This window comes from Salinisphaera sp. S4-8 (assembly GCF_040361235.1).
Taxonomy (GTDB): domain Bacteria; phylum Pseudomonadota; class Gammaproteobacteria; order Nevskiales; family Salinisphaeraceae; genus Salinisphaera.
In genome coordinates this window covers 399,632-415,548 of record NZ_APNF01000001.1, presented here as the reverse complement: position 1 = coordinate 415,548, position 15,917 = coordinate 399,632, and the positions used below count along the sequence as shown (strand labels likewise).

Annotated in this window: 21 protein-coding genes; 17 read left to right on the top strand and 4 right to left on the bottom strand. The window is 61.7% G+C overall.

What is annotated here, in order from left to right; all coding sequences use genetic code 11:
* Positions 1 to 4: 4 nt before the first annotated feature.
* The 6 genes from pncA to S4A8_RS01925 all read left to right on the top strand — a co-directional run bounded on the left by pncA (position 5) and on the right by S4A8_RS01925 (position 5,071).
* Positions 5 to 634: a bifunctional nicotinamidase/pyrazinamidase gene (gene pncA, locus S4A8_RS01950; RefSeq protein ID WP_353218820.1), complete on the top strand. Its 630-nt coding sequence runs from the start codon at positions 5 to 7 to the stop codon at positions 632 to 634.
* 92 nt (positions 635 to 726) lie between these two features.
* Positions 727 to 2,598 carry a phosphomethylpyrimidine synthase ThiC gene (gene thiC / locus S4A8_RS01945; RefSeq protein ID WP_353218819.1) on the top strand — a complete coding sequence of 624 codons (1,872 nt, stop codon included), beginning with the start codon at positions 727 to 729 and terminating at the stop codon, positions 2,596 to 2,598.
* Positions 2,599 to 2,675: 77 nt separating this feature from the next.
* Positions 2,676 to 3,065 carry a DUF3015 family protein gene (locus tag S4A8_RS01940; protein WP_353218818.1) on the top strand — a complete coding sequence of 130 codons (390 nt, stop codon included), beginning with the start codon at positions 2,676 to 2,678 and terminating at the stop codon, positions 3,063 to 3,065.
* 216 nt (positions 3,066 to 3,281) lie between these two features.
* On the top strand, positions 3,282 to 4,214 hold the full coding sequence (locus tag S4A8_RS01935; RefSeq protein ID WP_353218817.1) for a histone deacetylase family protein: 933 nt from the start codon (positions 3,282 to 3,284) through the stop codon (positions 4,212 to 4,214).
* Entirely contained in the window at positions 4,193 to 4,576 is a 384-nt protein-coding gene (locus tag S4A8_RS01930) for a hypothetical protein (protein ID WP_353218816.1), read from the top strand. Before S4A8_RS01935 ends, S4A8_RS01930 begins: the two co-directional genes overlap by 22 nt.
* 186 nt (positions 4,577 to 4,762) lie before the next feature.
* A complete protein-coding gene (locus S4A8_RS01925) occupies positions 4,763 to 5,071 on the top strand; it encodes a ComEA family DNA-binding protein (protein ID WP_353218815.1) in 309 nt (102 codons plus the stop codon).
* 53 nt (positions 5,072 to 5,124) lie between these two features.
* Here the strand turns inward: S4A8_RS01925 and S4A8_RS01920 are convergent, their stop codons facing one another.
* Both S4A8_RS01920 and S4A8_RS01915 read right to left on the bottom strand, forming a co-directional pair.
* Positions 5,125 to 5,790, bottom strand: coding sequence for a glutathione S-transferase (locus tag S4A8_RS01920; protein WP_353218814.1), 666 nt, complete (start codon positions 5,788 to 5,790; stop codon positions 5,125 to 5,127).
* A 328-nt stretch (positions 5,791 to 6,118) separates the two neighbouring features.
* Entirely contained in the window at positions 6,119 to 6,397 is a 279-nt protein-coding gene (locus S4A8_RS01915) for a DUF3634 family protein (RefSeq protein WP_353178711.1), read from the bottom strand.
* 43 nt (positions 6,398 to 6,440) lie between these two features.
* Here S4A8_RS01915 and S4A8_RS01910 point away from each other — a divergent pair, with 43 nt between their 5' ends.
* Positions 6,441 to 6,839, top strand: a complete 399-nt coding sequence (locus tag S4A8_RS01910; protein WP_353218813.1) for an RNA-binding S4 domain-containing protein — start codon at positions 6,441 to 6,443, stop codon at positions 6,837 to 6,839.
* 18 nt (positions 6,840 to 6,857) lie between these two features.
* Here S4A8_RS01910 and S4A8_RS01905 read toward each other — a convergent pair whose 3' ends face one another.
* Positions 6,858 to 7,388: a pilin gene (locus S4A8_RS01905; RefSeq protein ID WP_353218812.1), complete on the bottom strand. Its 531-nt coding sequence runs from the start codon at positions 7,386 to 7,388 to the stop codon at positions 6,858 to 6,860.
* 203 nt (positions 7,389 to 7,591) lie between these two features.
* Here S4A8_RS01905 and S4A8_RS01900 point away from each other — a divergent pair, with 203 nt between their 5' ends.
* The 4 genes from S4A8_RS01900 (at position 7,592) to S4A8_RS01885 (ending at position 10,805) form a co-directional block, all read left to right on the top strand.
* Positions 7,592 to 8,023: a polyribonucleotide nucleotidyltransferase gene (locus S4A8_RS01900; protein ID WP_353178916.1), complete on the top strand. Its 432-nt coding sequence runs from the start codon at positions 7,592 to 7,594 to the stop codon at positions 8,021 to 8,023.
* 108 nt (positions 8,024 to 8,131) lie between these two features.
* Positions 8,132 to 8,803 (top strand): dienelactone hydrolase family protein, encoded by a 672-nt coding sequence (locus S4A8_RS01895; RefSeq protein ID WP_353218810.1) that lies wholly within the window; start codon positions 8,132 to 8,134, stop codon positions 8,801 to 8,803.
* 158 nt (positions 8,804 to 8,961) lie between these two features.
* Positions 8,962 to 9,774 (top strand): crotonase/enoyl-CoA hydratase family protein, encoded by an 813-nt coding sequence (locus tag S4A8_RS01890; RefSeq protein ID WP_353218809.1) that lies wholly within the window; start codon positions 8,962 to 8,964, stop codon positions 9,772 to 9,774.
* On the top strand, positions 9,771 to 10,805 hold the full coding sequence (locus tag S4A8_RS01885) for a sodium:calcium antiporter (protein ID WP_353218808.1): 1,035 nt from the start codon (positions 9,771 to 9,773) through the stop codon (positions 10,803 to 10,805). The genes S4A8_RS01890 and S4A8_RS01885 overlap by 4 nt, the downstream gene beginning before the upstream one ends.
* A 78-nt stretch (positions 10,806 to 10,883) precedes the next feature.
* Here the strand turns inward: S4A8_RS01885 and S4A8_RS01880 are convergent, their stop codons facing one another.
* Positions 10,884 to 11,450 (bottom strand): phosphoribosyltransferase family protein, encoded by a 567-nt coding sequence (locus S4A8_RS01880; RefSeq protein ID WP_353218807.1) that lies wholly within the window; start codon positions 11,448 to 11,450, stop codon positions 10,884 to 10,886.
* Positions 11,451 to 11,646: 196 nt separating this feature from the next.
* Here S4A8_RS01880 and S4A8_RS01875 point away from each other — a divergent pair, with 196 nt between their 5' ends.
* From S4A8_RS01875 to S4A8_RS01850, 6 genes are all read left to right on the top strand, one after another.
* Positions 11,647 to 12,771: a zinc-dependent alcohol dehydrogenase family protein gene (locus S4A8_RS01875; protein ID WP_353218806.1), complete on the top strand. Its 1,125-nt coding sequence runs from the start codon at positions 11,647 to 11,649 to the stop codon at positions 12,769 to 12,771.
* Between the two features lie 219 nt (positions 12,772 to 12,990).
* Positions 12,991 to 13,443 (top strand): plastocyanin/azurin family copper-binding protein, encoded by a 453-nt coding sequence (locus tag S4A8_RS01870; RefSeq protein ID WP_353178696.1) that lies wholly within the window; start codon positions 12,991 to 12,993, stop codon positions 13,441 to 13,443.
* 153 nt (positions 13,444 to 13,596) lie between these two features.
* On the top strand, positions 13,597 to 14,706 hold the full coding sequence (locus S4A8_RS01865) for an alkene reductase (protein ID WP_353218805.1): 1,110 nt from the start codon (positions 13,597 to 13,599) through the stop codon (positions 14,704 to 14,706).
* Positions 14,707 to 14,900: 194 nt separating this feature from the next.
* On the top strand, positions 14,901 to 15,302 hold the full coding sequence (locus tag S4A8_RS01860) for a GFA family protein (protein WP_502950686.1): 402 nt from the start codon (positions 14,901 to 14,903) through the stop codon (positions 15,300 to 15,302).
* A 57-nt stretch (positions 15,303 to 15,359) separates the two neighbouring features.
* Positions 15,360 to 15,581, top strand: a complete 222-nt coding sequence (locus tag S4A8_RS01855) for an addiction module protein (RefSeq protein ID WP_353218803.1) — start codon at positions 15,360 to 15,362, stop codon at positions 15,579 to 15,581.
* On the top strand, positions 15,578 to 15,898 hold the full coding sequence (locus S4A8_RS01850) for a hypothetical protein (RefSeq protein WP_353218802.1): 321 nt from the start codon (positions 15,578 to 15,580) through the stop codon (positions 15,896 to 15,898). Before S4A8_RS01855 ends, S4A8_RS01850 begins: the two co-directional genes overlap by 4 nt.
* Positions 15,899 to 15,917: the final 19 nt, after the last annotated feature.

Genomic DNA, 15,917 nt, shown 5'->3' with positions numbered 1-15,917 from the left:
CGATATGACCGAGGCGCTTCTACTCGTTGATATACAGAACGATTTCCTGCCCGGTGGCGCGCTTGCCGTTGCCGACGGCGATGCCGTGGTACCGGTGGCCAACGCCTTGATGCCGGCATTCGAGTATGTGGTGGCCAGTCAGGACTGGCACCCGCCGCAGCATCTGTCGTTCGCGGCCGAACATCCCGGGCGCGCGCCGTTCGAGGTGATCGAACTCGACGGCTACGAACAAATTCTGTGGCCGGCGCATTGTGTCCAGGGCCAACCCGGCGCAGGCTTTGCCTCGGCGCTGGATATCGCTGGCATCGATCATGTCGTGCGCAAGGGCATGGACCGGCGCCTGGATAGTTATTCGGCCTTCTACGACAACCACCATCGCAATGCCACCGGGCTTGGCGCGCATTTGAAGGCACGCGGTATCGATCATCTGGTGGTGCTCGGCTTGGCCGCCGATGTGTGTGTGAAGTTCACGGTCCTGGATGCGCTGGCCGAAGGGTTTGCGGTCACGCTCGTGCGCGACGGCGTGCGCGGTGTGGATATGCAGCCCGGCGACACCGAGGCTGCGATCGAGGCCATGCGCGCAGCCGGGGCGGTGATTGCCGACAGTGCCACGCTCGCGGGCGCGCCGCGCTGAGCTCCAACCGCGCCGCCTGCGTACGCGCGTGGCTTTTATTGCACACGGCAGGTTGGTAGATTGAAAGCCTATTCCCCCGACGGCAAATCGATATGAGCGCTGTTCCCAAAGATCTGGCGGTGTCCGCGCGTCTGGCCGACGAAATGCGCGAGCCATTCCCCAATTCCCGCAAGATTCACGAAACCGGCTCGCGGCCGGATATTCGCGTGCCCATGCGCGAGGTCAGCCAGTCGAATACGCCAGCCACGTTCGGCGTGGAAAAGAACCCGCCGATCACGATTTACGATTGTTCCGGGCCGTATACCGACCCGGACGCCCCGATCGATCTGACCCGCGGCCTGCCTGCACTGCGTGCAGCCTGGATCGAGGAGCGCGGCGATACCGAGCTGCTCGAGGGGCTGTCGTCGCAGTTCGGGCGTGCCCGGGCCGAAGATGCCGCGACCGGCCATCTGCGTTTTCCCGACGTGCGGGTGCCGCGCAAGGCCAGGGCAGGCGCCAACGTGTCGCAGATGCACTATGCCCGCCAGGGTATCGTCACGCCGGAAATGGAGTTCGTGGCGATTCGCGAGAATGCGAAGATCGATGCGATCAAGGATTCGCGACTGCTGCGGCGCCATCCGGGCGAAGGCTATGGCGCGAATATCCCCGACTACGTCACGCCCGAATTCGTGCGCGACGAAATCGCGGCCGGGCGCGCGATCATTCCCAACAACATCAATCACCCCGAATCCGAGCCGATGATCATCGGGCGCAATTTCCGGGTGAAGATCAACGCCAACATGGGCACCTCGGCGGTGACGAGTTCGATTGCCGAGGAAGTCGAGAAGATGGTCTGGGCCGCGCGCTGGGGCGGCGACACGATCATGGATCTGTCCACCGGCAAGCATATCCACGAAACCCGCGAGTGGATCATCCGCAACGCGCCGGTGCCGGTGGGTACGGTGCCCATCTATCAGGCGCTGGAAAAAGTCGACGGCAAGGCCGAAGACCTGACCTGGGAAATGTATCGCGACACGCTCATCGAACAGGCCGAGCAGGGTGTGGACTACTTCACCATCCATGCCGGCGTGCGCCTGCCGTTCGTGCCGATGACCGCCAATCGGGTCACCGGTATCGTCTCCAGAGGCGGCTCGATCATGGCCAAGTGGTGTCTGGCGCATCACACCGAGTCCTTCCTGTACACGCATTTCGAAGAGATCTGCGAAATCATGAAGGCCTATGACGTGGCGTTTTCGCTCGGCGACGGCCTGCGCCCCGGCGCGATTGCCGATGCCAACGACGAAGCCCAGATGGCCGAGCTGCGTACCCTGGGCGAGCTGACCCAGATCGCCTGGAAGCACGACGTGCAGGTGATGATCGAAGGCCCAGGCCATGTGCCCATGCAGCGCATCAAGGAGAACATGGACGCCGAGCTGGCCGATTGCCACGAGGCGCCGTTCTATACGCTCGGCCCGCTGACCACCGATATCGGCCCCGGCTACGACCACATCACCTCGGCGATCGGCGCGGCCCAGATCGGCTGGTACGGCACCGCGATGCTGTGCTATGTCACCCCCAAGGAACATCTCGGCCTGCCCGACAAGGACGATGTGCGCGAAGGCATCATCACCTACAAGATCGCGGCCCACGCGGCCGATCTGGCCAAGGGCCATCCGGGGGCCCAGATTCGCGACAACGCCCTGTCCAAGGCGCGCTTCGAATTCCGCTGGGAAGACCAGTTCAACCTCGGCCTCGATCCGATGAAAGCGCGTGAGTTCCACGACGAAACCCTGCCCAAGGACAGTGCCAAGGTCGCGCATTTCTGTTCCATGTGCGGGCCGAAGTTCTGTTCCATGCGCATTTCCCAGGAAGTCCGCGAGTTCGCCGCCGAGCGCGGTATCGAAACCCCGCAAGACGCACTCGACGCCGGGCTGGCCGAGAAAGCCGAGGAATTTCGCGAGGGTGGCCACGCGCTCTACAAATGAGCGGCGCCTGCAGTTCAGCGATAATTCATCAACGGCGCACTAACGTCGGTGGTAGATGCAACCATAGGGAGAATCCCGTGAACAAACAGAGCAGTCCGTTGATGCGCCGTATCGCCTTGTGTGGCGTGGCCGTTGTGGGTCTGAGCGTGGCGAGCATCGGCTCCGCCCGTGATCGCGATGATCTGATTACCACCGCGAGTACGGCCGGCACCACGGCTTATATCGTCGGCAAGAACATCGATGATGATTTCACCCAGGCTCAGGACTTTGCCGATACCCAGTCGGTCGCGCTGCGTCGCGAAGCCGCCATGGGTGACGGCGAGAATCTCGACGCGCTGGCCGCGCTGCTGCACGAAGACGACCCGGATGCGTTCGGGCGCTGGATGCAGGATAACTATGCCCAGCTTTATGGTCCGCAGGCTGCGCAGCAAAGCAACGTGGTCGATCGTATCGTGGCCATGCGCTAGCGCCGATATCAGCCACCGAGAAAAACGCCGCCTCGTGCGGCGTTTTTTTTGGCGAGGCGATCGCCGCGCGGGGCTGGCCGGTGCGGCATACTTGCATTGCCGGTTGTGCTGTTGTTCGATGCCGGCATACGCTGGCGCTCGTTGAGAAAGCGTGGAAACAGCTGGCCACGACCCGCTGTTTTATGCCGGCTTAATCATCGGTATACGGACCCGCCTATGACCACTGCCTATTTCAGCCATTCGAGTTGCCCCTTGCACGACATGGGGCGCGGCCACCCGGAGTCGCCTGCGCGACTCGTGGCGGTCGAAAAAGGCATGAGTGTGGTCGGGGTAGACCGCCAGGTCGCGCGCCGCGAAGCACCGCGCGCATCGCTGGATGCGATCAAACGGGTGCACGCGCCGGCCTATGTCAACGAACTGGTGAGTTTCGCGCCGACCCGCGGGCGCGTACGCCTCGACGAGGATACGTCGATGAACGGCCATAGCCTCGACGCGGCGCTGCATGCCGCGGGCGCGGTCGTCGCGGCCACCGATGCAGTGCTGGCTGGCCAGGCGGCCAACGCCTTTTGTGCCGTACGTCCGCCGGGCCACCATGCCGAACGCGATCGGGCCATGGGATTTTGTTTTTTCGATAACGTCGCCGTGGCTGCAGCCCATGCATTGCATGTCCATGGCCTGCGCCGCGTGGCGGTGCTGGATTTCGATGTCCATCACGGCAACGGCACGGAAGACGTGTTGCGTAACGAGCCGCGGGCGCTGTTCTGTTCGAGCTATCAGAACCCGTTGTTTCCGTTCACCGCCGACGACAATACGCACGACACCCTGATCAAGACACCGCTCAAGGCCGGTACGCCGGGCAGTGTGTTTCGTCAGGCCGTCGAGCGCGACTGGTTGCCGGCGCTCGACGCTTTCGCGCCGGACATGATCTTCGTATCCGCCGGTTTCGATGCCCATCGCTCGGACCCACTGGCCGATCTCATGTTCGAGGCCGAGGATTATCAGTGGATTACCGAACGCATCGTCGAGGCGGCCGACCGCTTGTGTGAGGGCCGCGTCGTATCCACCCTCGAAGGCGGCTATGCATTGGATGCGCTGGCGGCCAGTGCTGCCGTGCATATCCGTGCGTTATGCGAGGCCGGCGAGCGTTGATTGCCGGGCTACGGCTCGCCGTAGCGATGACGCTGGCGTTGGTTGTGTTGCTGGCGCTCGGCAACCCGCGGGCCGACAAGCCGACAGCACGCGACTACCTCGTATTCAGCACGGTGCTCACTGCCGACTGCATGCGCCACCGGGGCCAGTTGCGCCAGATCGCCAATAGCCATGCCAAACGCGCCATCCGGGTCGTATTGATGGCCTACACCGGCGCAACCCGCGCCCAGAGTCCCAGCGAGTTCACCCTTGCACCGCGATCCGAGCCGCGCGCGTTGGGCTGTGATCGGGTCAGCGGTCTGGCCCGGCGCTGGCAGGTCGAAAAGGCGAAGTTCGTGACGCGCTTGCCCGGGACGCGATGACAGTGGCGAGTGCGCATATTGGATTTTCGGATTTAGAACGCTATTTCGAAATTTAAGCGAAAAATGCCGTAAGTAATTGAGTCTTCGTTTCTCGATAGTGGCTATCGGCCCTATCAAATCAATCGGTTTGCGCCATCCGATCGGACTCGATAGGTTTAAGCTTCCGAATGCACGGGAGTCTAAACCATGAAAAAAATAGCCATTCTTTTCATCGCCACCTGCCTGCTGAGCCTCAGTGGTCTCGCCATGGCAGCGGTCAATATCAATAGCGCCGATGCTGAGGCGCTCAGTCAGCTGCCTTATATCGGCGAATCCAAGTCGGCTGCGATCATCGAAGAACGTGAAGCCCACGGGCCGTTCGAATCGGTGGACGATCTGACGCGGGTCAGCGGTATCGGCGACAAGACGGTCGAGGAAATCCGCGACCAGGTCACGGTCGGCGATGACGCGTCGTCGACGGCCGACGAGAGTGCGGACGAATCGTCCGGCAGTTAAGCCGTTACGGGCGAACGTGTCGAACAGGCCCGCTCTTCGCGGGTCTGTTCACGTCAGGCGTAGGCGTAGGGGCCACCGGCCTCGAGGGCGCGCTGATAGGCGGGACGCTCGTGAATACGTTTGACGAAGGCGGCGATATTGGGGCAGCGCGGCTGTAGATCCATACGCGCGCAGGCGGCCTCCAGGGGAAAGCTCATCATGATATCGGCCGCACTGAAGGTATCGCCCACGAACCAGGTATGTTGGCGCAGGGCGTGCTCGATATAGTCCATATGCAGATTGAGCTGCGGGCGGATGAACTGTTTTTTCACGTTGGCCGAAATCGCCTTCGCGATGGGGCGGATTACGAACGGCGCCTTCTTTTCCACGGTATCGAAGACCAGATGCAGCAATAACGGCGGCATGGCCGAGCCTTCGGCATAGTGCAGCCAGTAGTCGTAGGCCATGCGTTGTTCGCTGCCGCGGGGCGGGGCCAAAGCGCCGTTGCCGTGGGTTTCCACGATGTAGTCGATGATCAGCCCGGTTTCGGCAACCGTGCGCTCGTCGTCGGTAATCAGCGGCGATTTACCCAGCGGATGCACTTTCCTGAGTTCGGCGGGCGCGAGCATGGTCTTGGGATCGCGCTTGTAGTGCTTGACCTCATAGGGCAACTCCAGTTCTTCGAGTAGCCATAGCACGCGTTGCGAGCGTGAATCCTCGAGATGGTGAACCGTGATCATGCGCTTGTCCCTGCGAAGTGAAGCCCCGCGTAAACATACGCCATTCGATCGATCGATGTCAGACCTTTGTCGTATCTCACGGGGTTGGCCGGGTGTGCGTGCCGGCGGGTTGATGGCCGGACGAGAGGTCGGGCCGAGCGCAAAGTCTGCCTTGATAATTTACAAGGTTCAGCGTGTGGCGCGAACATCAGCCCAGCCGGCCTTCGCGCGATCTGTCTTTGCCTTATTCGCGTGTCTTCGCGTTCATTGGCGGACAAACTGCCTGCTTGAGAAAAGCCAGCTGCGTTTCATCCATCGTCAAGCAGCCCATTGCGTGGGCTGCGGGTATTCAGCCGCGCGCACGTCGGCCGCCGCTTGGTCCTGGCGCGGTTGGCGGTGTCCAGACATTGCGTATGGCCTGACGGCCGGTTTTGGGGAAATCGTCGGAAAAGCGCAGACGCGCATGGCGGGCGCGGCCCTTGCATTCGATCTCGCCGCAGTCGATGCCGTGCAGACGGGCGATATCGCGCACGGCCGCGAGAAAACGCGGCGGTACACGCCCGGCAACGACATGAATCCCTTCGGGCGTCGCACGCAGGCGATAGATCAGACGGAAACGATCGAACACGCGAATGGTTTGCGGTCATCGAATTTGATGTCACAGTCTGGGCATGACGCAGGCTCCACACAACACTGCCGTACGGGTCGATAAATGGCTCTGGGCGGCGCGTTTCTTCAAGACCCGCTCCATGGCCGCCAAGGCGGTCAAGGGCGGCAAGGTGCATGTCAACGGCCACCGGGCCAAGGCGAGCACGGCGGTCAAGGTCGACGACCGGCTGGATATCACCAAGGGCGAGACAGCGTTCGAGATCGATGTATGCGGGCTCAGCGAGCAGCGCGGCCCGGCGGTGCAGGCGGTGCAGCTCTATAACGAAACCGATGCCAGCCGCGAACGCCGTGCAGCTCAGGCCGCCGAGCGGCGGGCGGCGCGCATGTCCATGCCACGGCCGGCCATACGTCCGGACAAGAAACAGCGCCGCGAACTGCGGCGTTTCAAGCAGGGCGAATAAGCCCGATCACGGTGCCGGTCAGCGGCAGCTGGCGGGCAGGTAACGATCGTCCACGCCGTCGCTGCTGGGCGCGGTGCAGTTCCAGCGGATCGCGCCGTCGTTGATGTCGGCTTCCAGGAACAACAGATCGTCGTCGATGGGAATGCCGCTATAGCGGATCTTGATCGCCGGGGCATCGGCGTTGTTGTACCACCAGATACGCTTGACGTACTTGCCCGAGGCCGCGCCGGCGTCCGAACTGTCCGGCAGGTTGAGGGCCTTGAGTACCTGGATCCAGTTGTTGCCTTCGACATCGGGCAGTTTGCCGTGGATGCTGTAGTACTCGACGACCGCTGTTTTCACCGGTGCTGCCAGCGCCAGGCCTTCGCTGACCTTGGCACGGGCGATGTAATTGATATAAACCGGTACCGCGATGGCCGCGAGAATGCCGATGATCGCGACCACGATCATGAGTTCGATCAGGGTGAAGCCCGCACTGTCGCCGGCCGGCTCTGCGCTCGTCGCAAATGCCTGGGTTCGGTCCATCGCCGACCCGTTATATTTCGCCATGGTGTTCGTTCGCGCTGCGTGGGCGGGAAGGGCTCTACCCACTTGATCGGCCGCGCGCGCGAATCCTGAGTAGGCGCTACAATCATTCGGTCGAGGTCATGGCGCGGGATGGGCGCGCTACACACTCGACGTCCAATCATTCATGGGGAAAACATATGACCGATCGATTCAGAAACGCGCGCCGTGTGGGTATCGTGGCGACGATGACGGCGACGCTGATCGGCACCACGGCCTGTGGTGTGATCCTGTATCCCGAGCGCAAGGGCCAGGTCGATGGCCGTATCGATCCGGCCGTCGCCGTGCTCGATGCCGTGGGCCTGCTGTTCTTCATCGTGCCGGGCGTGATCGCTTTTGCCGTGGACTTTGCCACCGGCGCGATCTATCTGCCGGGCAGCGCGAACAACACCACCCTGGAGCTGGACGAGGCCGAACTGGTCAAGCTGCAGAAAGGTGAACTGGATGCGGCCGCCATCGAACGCATCATCGAGGAAAAGACCGGCGAAAAAGTCTCGCTGGCCGATCCGGCCCTGCGCACCCGTACCCCCGACAGCCAGGCCTGGTTGCCGCTGGATGCCGTGCTTAACGATACCCAGTTCGCGGCCCTGACCGGCGTGCGTCAGCAGGCTGCGCGCTAGGCGCCTCACTTGAGCCGAACATGCGCCGCGCCCGCGATCGTCGCGTTTAAAAACGCAATACGGGCGCGGTAGCATGCAGGTACGTTTTCTTATCGAGTAACACACGCCATGTCCGAAAATATCGAATACAAGCGGCCCGACGGCGGCACGGCCAGCGGCTTCTATGCCGAGCCGCAGAATAATGCGAATGCGCCGGGTATCGTGGTGATCCAGGAATGGTGGGGGCTCAACGACCAGATCAAGCGGGTCGGCCAGCAGTGGACCGACGCCGGCTATCGGGTGCTGGTGCCCGATCTCTATCACGGCGACAAGGCGCTGGATGAAAAAGAAGCCGAGCACAAGATGAACGAGCTCGACTTCGGTGATGCCGCGACCCAGGATATTCGCGGTGCGCAGCAATACCTCAAGGCCGATAGCGACAAGGTCGGCGTCATCGGTTTCTGCATGGGCGGCGTGCTCGCGGTGCTGTCGGCCATGCATAACGACGAAACCGATGCCGCGGTGTCCTGGTATGGCATTCCGCCGGACGAAGCCGGCGATCCGGCCTCGATTACCATCCCGTTGCAGTGTCATTTCGCCGAGCAGGACACCTTCTTCCCCATCGATCAGGCCGATGCCTTCGAGGACAAGCTCAAGGCGGCAAACGTGCCCTATGAAGCCTATCGCTATGATGCGCCGCATGCCTTCGGCAACGAAGACTGGGACTATTACGATCCCGAGGCCAGCAAGAAAGCCTGGCAACGCAGCATGACGTTTTTCGAAAAGCATCTGAAAGCATAAAGCGCGATCGCAATGCGTCGAAAAGGCGGCCTGCGGGCCGTCTTTTTTTGCCTGGCCGGTAGGCGTGTGCGCGGCCGATCGCTAAACGGGCGTCGCCCCGCGCTAGGCGATCGGATCAAAAGCCGGCAAAGTGAGATCTTTTGCGCCGGAGAGGGCCTATGAGCGAAGCGGAGCAAACCGTCGTCGTCGAACATGAAAGTAATCTGGCGCGGGTGTGCCTGAACCGGCCGCGCAAGCACAACGGCATGAATCTGGCCATGCTGGACGCGGTTAACGACGCCGCGAGCACCTTGGCCAAGGATCGCGATCTGCGTGCGATCGTCATTCAGGGCAACGGGCCCTCGTTCTGTGCCGGTCTGGATTTCGCGTCGGTGATGAAGTCGCCGCTGGCCGCGGCACCGGCGATGGCGCAACTGTTGCTGCCCTATGCCAATCGGTTTCAACGCTGGAGCCTGGCCTGGCGCGATATCGCCGTGCCCGTGGTCGCGGCTATCCATGGCAACTGCTTTGGTGCCGGCATACAGCTGGCTTTGGGCGCGGACGTGCGCGTGGCCGCTCCGGATGCGCGGTTTTCGATCATGGAAACCAAATGGGGCCTGGTTCCGGATATGGGCGGCGTGGCCCTGTTGCGCGAGCTGGTGCGTATCGATGTGGCCAAGCAACTGGTCATGAGTGCCAAGATCATCGGTGCTGACGAAGCCCATGCGCTGGGTCTGGTCACCCATATCGACGCCAATCCGGCCGAAGCCGCACGCGATATTGCGCTCGAGATGAGCGCCTACTCGCCGGATGCCGTCGCGGCCGGAAAATTCCTGTTGCAGGAAGCCTGGGGTGCCAGTGAATCGGCGGCCACCGCTGCCGAGCGGCGTTGGCAACGGCGACTGATCGGACGCGTGAATCAGCGCATCAGCATCGCGCGCAACGGCAAGGAACGCGACAAACCCTTCAAACGGCGCAGTATTTCCGGATGAGTTGGATCGCGTCGCTGGGGCTGGAAGCCAACCTGGGCCTGTTTGCACTGATCGCGGTCGTGATTGCCGTGGTCGGCACGCGCCTGACCCATATCGCCGACGATCTGGCCGACCGTACCGGCCTGGGCGAAGCGATCGCGGGTGCGGTATTGCTGGGGGCGGCGACGTCGCTGTCGGGTATCGTCGTATCGGTGACCGCCGCGCTCAAGGGTGAGCCGGAGCTGGCCATGAGCAATGCGCTGGGTGGCATCGCCGTACAGACGGTGTTTCTGGCGATCGCCGATGGGGTCTATCAGCGCGCCAATCTCGAACATGCCGCTGCCTCCACCGCCAATCTGGCCCAGAGCGCGTTGCTTATCTGTTTGTTGTCGCTATTGCTGGTCGCGCCCTATACGCCGGACTATACGATCGCCGGTATTCATCCCGCTACGCTGGTGTTGTTCGCCGGCTACGGCTTTGGTCTGCGCGTGGTCAACGATGCCCAGCAGCTGCGCATGTGGGCGCCGCGCGAAACCGGTGAAACCCGTGCGGACGAGCCCGACGACGACGCGCTGGCGCGTTCGCTGGTGTCGCTATGGCTGAGCTTTGCGGCGCTGGCCGCGCTGCTGGGCCTCAGCGGGTTCGTGCTCGAAACCGTGGCCAGCCGTATCGGTGCCCAGACCGGTCTCGGTGCGACCGCGGTGGGCGTGGTGCTCACCGCCATCTGTACCTCGTTGCCGGAACTGGTGACCTCGATCGCGGCGGTACGCCGTGGTGCGTTGCAGCTGGCGGTGGGTGGCATCATCGGCGGTAATGCCTTCGATTGCCTGTTCGCGGGCGCGGCGGATATCGCCTATCGCGACGGCTCGATCTATCACGCCATTCCGCAACAGACGCTGCTATGGATGGCGCTGTCGATTCTCATGACCGGCGTGCTGTTGCTGGGCCTCATTCGCCGCGAAAAGCGCGGGCTGGCCAATATCGGCTTCGAAAGTGCGGCGCTGGTCGTGCTCTATGGTTTCGGTATCGCGACCGCGGTCTTTGCCGTGTAGAGGTCGATTAATCCGGCAGACCAGTCCATGATTTTTCGGGTTGAAAACAGCTGACCAAGTCAGCTGTTTTGCGCCGGATTACGAGCTTTGATCGTCGGTGAAGACCGGCAGATGGCCAAGCGCGATGATCTCGTGCCAGCTTTCGCGCTCGCCTTCGGTGAGGATCGCGGCCTCGGCGGCCACGATCGCACCGGCGCGATCCATGATCGCCTGCATCGCCTTGAGCGTGGAGCCGGAGCTGATCACATCGTCGAGCAGGATAATGCGCGCGCCGTCGACCAGGGCCCGGTCCTTGGCATCGAGAAACAGCGTCTGCGGTTCGCCGGTGGTGATCGACAGCGTTTCGGCCTTGAGCGCATCGCCCATATACGGCTTGTAGTTCTTGCGCAGCACGACGTAGGGCTTGCCGGTAGCCACCGACAGGGCATGCACCAGCGGGATCGATTTCGCCTCGGCGGTGACGAGCACCCTGTAGTCCACGGCATCGAGTTTTTTGGCGAGCGCGCGGCTGGCGGTTTCTACCAGTTCGGTGTCGCCGAGTACGTTGAGCACTGCGATGCGGGTTCCGCTGGAAACCTCGAACAGCGGAAGCTCGCGATGCAGGCCGGCGATATCGATGGGGTAGGTCTCGGTGCTGGGGGTCATGTCAAAGCCTTTGCGAACGAGCCAGCGCACGACGCACTGACCGTCGAGTAAACGTATAAGGGCCGTATTTTTGCACGACTGACAGGACCCTCGAAGCCTCGCGGGTAAGATTCATACTCCCGAAACATCGTTTCGAATGATAGATTCGAGCGCAGGCCGCTTATGTTGCCAGCGTTTTTTTAGACCAGGAGTTCTTATGCAGACCCGAGCTGCCGTATTGCGCGAGATGTCCGCGCAGCGTCCGTACAGCGATTCTCAGCCGCTCAAGATCGAGACCTTCGAGCTCGATGACCCGCAGGCGGGGGAAGTGCTGATCAAGATCCATGCAGCCGGGCTGTGTCATTCCGACCTGTCCACCATCGACGGTAATCGCCCACGGCCCACGCCCATGGTGCTCGGCCACGAAGCCGCCGGCGAGATCATCGAAGTTGGGCCGAACGTGAAAGGTTTCGAGGTGGGCGATCACATCGTGTGTTCGTTCGTGCCCAGCTGCGGCCACTGCGAATACTGTGCCGACGGGCGCGCTGCGCTGTGTACCCCGGGTGCGGTGGCCAATAACGCCGGCACGCTGCTCGATGACGGCATTCGTCTGAAAGAACAGGGCAACGATGTCTATCACCATCTGGGCGTATCCGGCTTTGCCGAATATGCGGTGGTGCGTACCGAATCGCTGGTCAAAATCGACAAGAACCTCGATTTCGAGATCGCGGCCATCTTCGGTTGTGCCGTGCTCACCGGTGTGGGCGCGATGGTGCATACCGCCGGTTTGCGTCTGGGCCAGACCGTGCTGGTCGTGGGCCTGGGCGGGGTCGGTCTGTCGGCGGTCCTCGGCGCGATTGCCGGCGGCGCCGCCCAGGTGATCGCCGCCGATATCGACGACGACAAACTCGAACGCGCGCGCGAGCTAGGTGCCACGGCCACGGTGAATACCAAGGACGACGACGCCCTGGACAAGATCAAGGAATGGACGGGCGGCGGCGTGGATATCGCCGCGGAATTTGCCGGCGTGCAGCCGGCGCTCGAATTCGCATTCGCCGCGACCGGCAAGGGCGGCAAGACGGTCACTGCGGGCTTGCCGCACCCGGATGTGCGTCTGCCGGTGTCGCCGACCCAGCTGGTCGCCCAGGAACGCACACTCATGGGCTCGTATCTGGGCGGGCATGTGCCCAAGCTCGATATCCCTGAATACATCGCCCTGTACCAGGCCGGGCGACTACCGGTCGACCGCCTGCTCACGCATCGGCTGACACTGGACGAGATCAATGTCGGCTTCGAACGTCTGGCCGCCGGTGAGGCCATTCGCCAGGTGATTGTGTTCTAGCGCCTGTCGTCACGGGCAATGCGATGGCGTATCCCGTCAAGACCGGCCCTTGGGCCAGGTATCCGTCAGCGATCGTTCAGCCTTTTCGACTAGACTCGACAAGCTCATGAGCGGAGGCTGAATTGGCCTGCATGATGAGCCGCAAAGCCTTGTCGAAGCTTGCGTATTGCACTGATTCGATGCATTGTGCATTGACGAATTCAAAGGAGATCGAGCGATATGTTGAAGAAAACTGTCCTGTTCGTATTGTTTGCCGCGTTGTCCACGCTGGCAGTGGCCGCCCAGGCCAAGACGGTCGAAATCGAAGGCATGAACAGCCTGCGTTTCAGCCAGGAATCGATCACGGTCAAGCCGGGCGAAGAAGTGACCATCAAGCTGGTCAACAACAGCAAGCTGCCGGCAGCCGCCATGGCGCATAACTGGCTCCTGCTCAAGGCCGACGCCGATGCCGCGAAGGTCGACGAAGCCGCCATGAGCGCCAAGGCCAACGACTATGTGCCGGAAGACATGAGCGATCAGATCATCGCGCATACCGGTCTGGTCGGCGGTGGTGAATCCGACACCGTCACCTTCACCGCGCCGGAAGAGCCGGGTGATTACACCTATATCTGCACCTTCCCGGGTCATTTCCAGGCCGGCATGAAGGGCACGCTGACGGTCAAGGCCGAATAAGCGAACCGGCTTTTGCAAAAGCCTCGGCCCTGTCGCGTTGCGGCAGGGCTTTTTTGTGTCTGGCGCATGAAAGCGTTGTGCGCAATCGACTTGATTTGATGCGCGCGGCCACCAAGTCTCGGGCATCACTCGATCTTTCGACCAAGGAAAACCATGTCTGTCGACAAGCTTCTTTCGCCGATCAATTTCGGCGCCGTCCAGCTCCCCAACCGCGTCATCATGGCGCCGCTCACCCGGGCCCGCTGTCGTGACCAGGTGCCCGGCGACATGCAGCGCACCTATTATTCGCAGCGGGCCGGTGCGGGCATGATCATCTCCGAGGCCACCAATATCTCGGAATCCGCCCGGGGTTATGTATTCACGCCGAGTATCTTCACCGACGAACAGGAAGCCGGCTGGAAAGGCGTCGTGGATGCCGTTCATGACGCCGGCGGGCGTATGTGCCTGCAGCTGTGGCATGTCGGCCGGGTCGGCCATGAAATGGTGCACCCGGACGGGCGCAAGCCGGTTGCACCCAGCGCCATTCGCGGCGAAGGCGCAAAATCCTATGTCCAGTTCGAGGACGGCAGCGAAGGCCTGCAGGATTCCTCCACGCCACGCGCACTGGAAACCAAGGAAATCCCCGAAGTGGTGGAGGAATATCGTCAGGCTGCGATCCGCGCCAAGCGGGCCGGCTTCGATATGGTGGAAGTGCATGCCGCCAACGCCTATCTGCTCCAGCAGTTCATGGCCACCGGTGCCAACAAGCGTACCGATGCCTACGGTGGCTCGATCGAAAACCGGGCGCGTCTGCCGCTGGAGGTCGTGGATGCCGTGGTCGAAGTGATGGGCGCGGATCGCGTGGGCATTCGCATGTCGCCGTTCATCGAGATCTTCGGCCTGACCGACGACGAGCCCAAGGCGATGGCCTTCTACATGGCCGAACAGCTCAACAAGCGCGGTCTGGCCTATCTGCATATCAACGAGCCCGACTGGGCCGGCGGCGACATCAAGCTCACCGACGAATTCCGTCAGGCCATGCGCGAACGCTTTGCCGACGGCGCGCTCATCTTCTGTGGTCACTACACCGCGGAAAAGGCCGAAGCGCTGATCGAAAAGGGCCTCGGCGACGGTGCGGCCTTCGGTCGTCCCTATATCGCCAACCCGGACCTGGTCGAGCGATTCCGCGTCGGCGCCGAACTCAACAAGCCGGACGAAGCCACCTACTACGGTGGTGACGAAAAGGGCTATACCGATTATCCGTTCCTGAGCGAACAGAACTGATCGGCTAGTGCATCCTGCGCTGTACCGAGCCGGCCGGTCTTATGATCGGCCGGCTTTTTTTGTGCGGTTGGTACGATTACGGCATGGGCGGCTCCCGTTGTTGTTGGCGCCAGCGGTTTAGGCAAACGGCTCGAGTCGAGATTGACGAAAACGTTGTTCCGGCGTGCGGGTATACCTGCGATATCTTGACCAGGTTGAACCAGCGAATCCGAGGAAGCCTTATGACGGAGTTTCGAAAAGCGACTTGCCATTGCGGGTCGGTTGAGCTTGAAATTCAATTCGACAACGGCCTGGAGAACCTCAGACGATGTGATTGCTCGCTTTGCAGCCGAAAAGGCTATGTCATGGCGAGCGTGCCCACGATCCACGTCACCCTCGTCAAAGGCGAAGACGTACTTTCGGTCTATCGTTGGGGCACGCGGGTGGCCGAACATTTCTTCTGCAGCCTGTGCGGCGTTTATACCCACCACAAACGACGCAGCAACCCGTCGGAGTATGGGCTCAATATTGCCTGTATCGAGGGTGTGAACGCGCTGGCGTTCGACCCCGTGCCGATCGGTAATGGCCACATGAATCGTGCGCTGCCGCCGGTTTGAATCGGGCAGTCGGTTGCGGGCGTATTGCGTATGCCGCGATTACGCTATTCTCTATCCATGGTCGATACGAACTTAATATCGAAGGTCAAGGAACTCTCGCTCGCTGAGCGATTGGAGTTCATTGAGGCGGTCTGGGAAACGATTGGCACGGAAGAGGTGCCTGTGACAGCCGCCGAGCGATCGATACTGGACGCGCGTATCGCCGATGCTGAAGCTAATCCGGTTGACGAAAGTCCGTGGTTCGACGTTCGCGAGCGGCTCAACCGCCAGCTACCTTGATCTATAACGTCTATCTGCGTCGTGCTGCAGAACGCGATGTGTTTGAAGCGCAGCAGTGGTACGAACAGCAACAGGCTGGTTTGGCAGCCGAGTTCAACGCGGAATTTAACGCGCTAATAGACCGGCTTGCCGAGGCGCCGTTTCTTTACCCACAGAAATACCGGCGTACGGCGGGCAGTGCTGCGCCGATTTCCGTTTCTGATTTGGTATCAGGTGCAAGAAAGCCGGATCACGATACTTGCTTGTACGCATGGCAAGGCGAATCCGATCAAACTACCTTCGCGGCTTCGCTGATGTGTTCTGTAGCATGGCGGTAAGCCGGGCAATCGATCTCGA

Bases quoted from the DNA above. Each gene is read 5' to 3' on its own strand.
- S4A8_RS01875 (WP_353218806.1), top strand. From the start codon at position 11,647: ATGCAGACCCGAGCTGCCGTATTGCGCGAGATGTCCGCGCAGCGTCCG.
- S4A8_RS01935 (WP_353218817.1), top strand. From the start codon at position 3,282: ATGACCACTGCCTATTTCAGCCATTCGAGTTGCCCCTTGCACGACATG.
- thiC (WP_353218819.1), top strand. From the start codon at position 727: ATGAGCGCTGTTCCCAAAGATCTGGCGGTGTCCGCGCGTCTGGCCGAC.
- pncA (WP_353218820.1), top strand. From the start codon at position 5: ATGACCGAGGCGCTTCTACTCGTTGATATACAGAACGATTTCCTGCCC.
- S4A8_RS01885 (WP_353218808.1), top strand. From the start codon at position 9,771: ATGAGTTGGATCGCGTCGCTGGGGCTGGAAGCCAACCTGGGCCTGTTT.
- S4A8_RS01925 (WP_353218815.1), top strand. From the start codon at position 4,763: ATGAAAAAAATAGCCATTCTTTTCATCGCCACCTGCCTGCTGAGCCTC.
- S4A8_RS01880 (WP_353218807.1), bottom strand. From the start codon at position 11,450: ATGACCCCCAGCACCGAGACCTACCCCATCGATATCGCCGGCCTGCAT.
- S4A8_RS01895 (WP_353218810.1), top strand. From the start codon at position 8,132: ATGTCCGAAAATATCGAATACAAGCGGCCCGACGGCGGCACGGCCAGC.
- S4A8_RS01890 (WP_353218809.1), top strand. From the start codon at position 8,962: ATGAGCGAAGCGGAGCAAACCGTCGTCGTCGAACATGAAAGTAATCTG.
- S4A8_RS01900 (WP_353178916.1), top strand. From the start codon at position 7,592: ATGACGGCGACGCTGATCGGCACCACGGCCTGTGGTGTGATCCTGTAT.
- S4A8_RS01855 (WP_353218803.1), top strand. From the start codon at position 15,360: ATGGTCGATACGAACTTAATATCGAAGGTCAAGGAACTCTCGCTCGCT.
- S4A8_RS01870 (WP_353178696.1), top strand. From the start codon at position 12,991: ATGTTGAAGAAAACTGTCCTGTTCGTATTGTTTGCCGCGTTGTCCACG.
- S4A8_RS01865 (WP_353218805.1), top strand. From the start codon at position 13,597: ATGTCTGTCGACAAGCTTCTTTCGCCGATCAATTTCGGCGCCGTCCAG.
- S4A8_RS01905 (WP_353218812.1), bottom strand. From the start codon at position 7,388: ATGGCGAAATATAACGGGTCGGCGATGGACCGAACCCAGGCATTTGCG.
- S4A8_RS01920 (WP_353218814.1), bottom strand. From the start codon at position 5,790: ATGATCACGGTTCACCATCTCGAGGATTCACGCTCGCAACGCGTGCTA.
- S4A8_RS01930 (WP_353218816.1), top strand. From the start codon at position 4,193: ATGCGAGGCCGGCGAGCGTTGATTGCCGGGCTACGGCTCGCCGTAGCG.
- S4A8_RS01910 (WP_353218813.1), top strand. From the start codon at position 6,441: ATGACGCAGGCTCCACACAACACTGCCGTACGGGTCGATAAATGGCTC.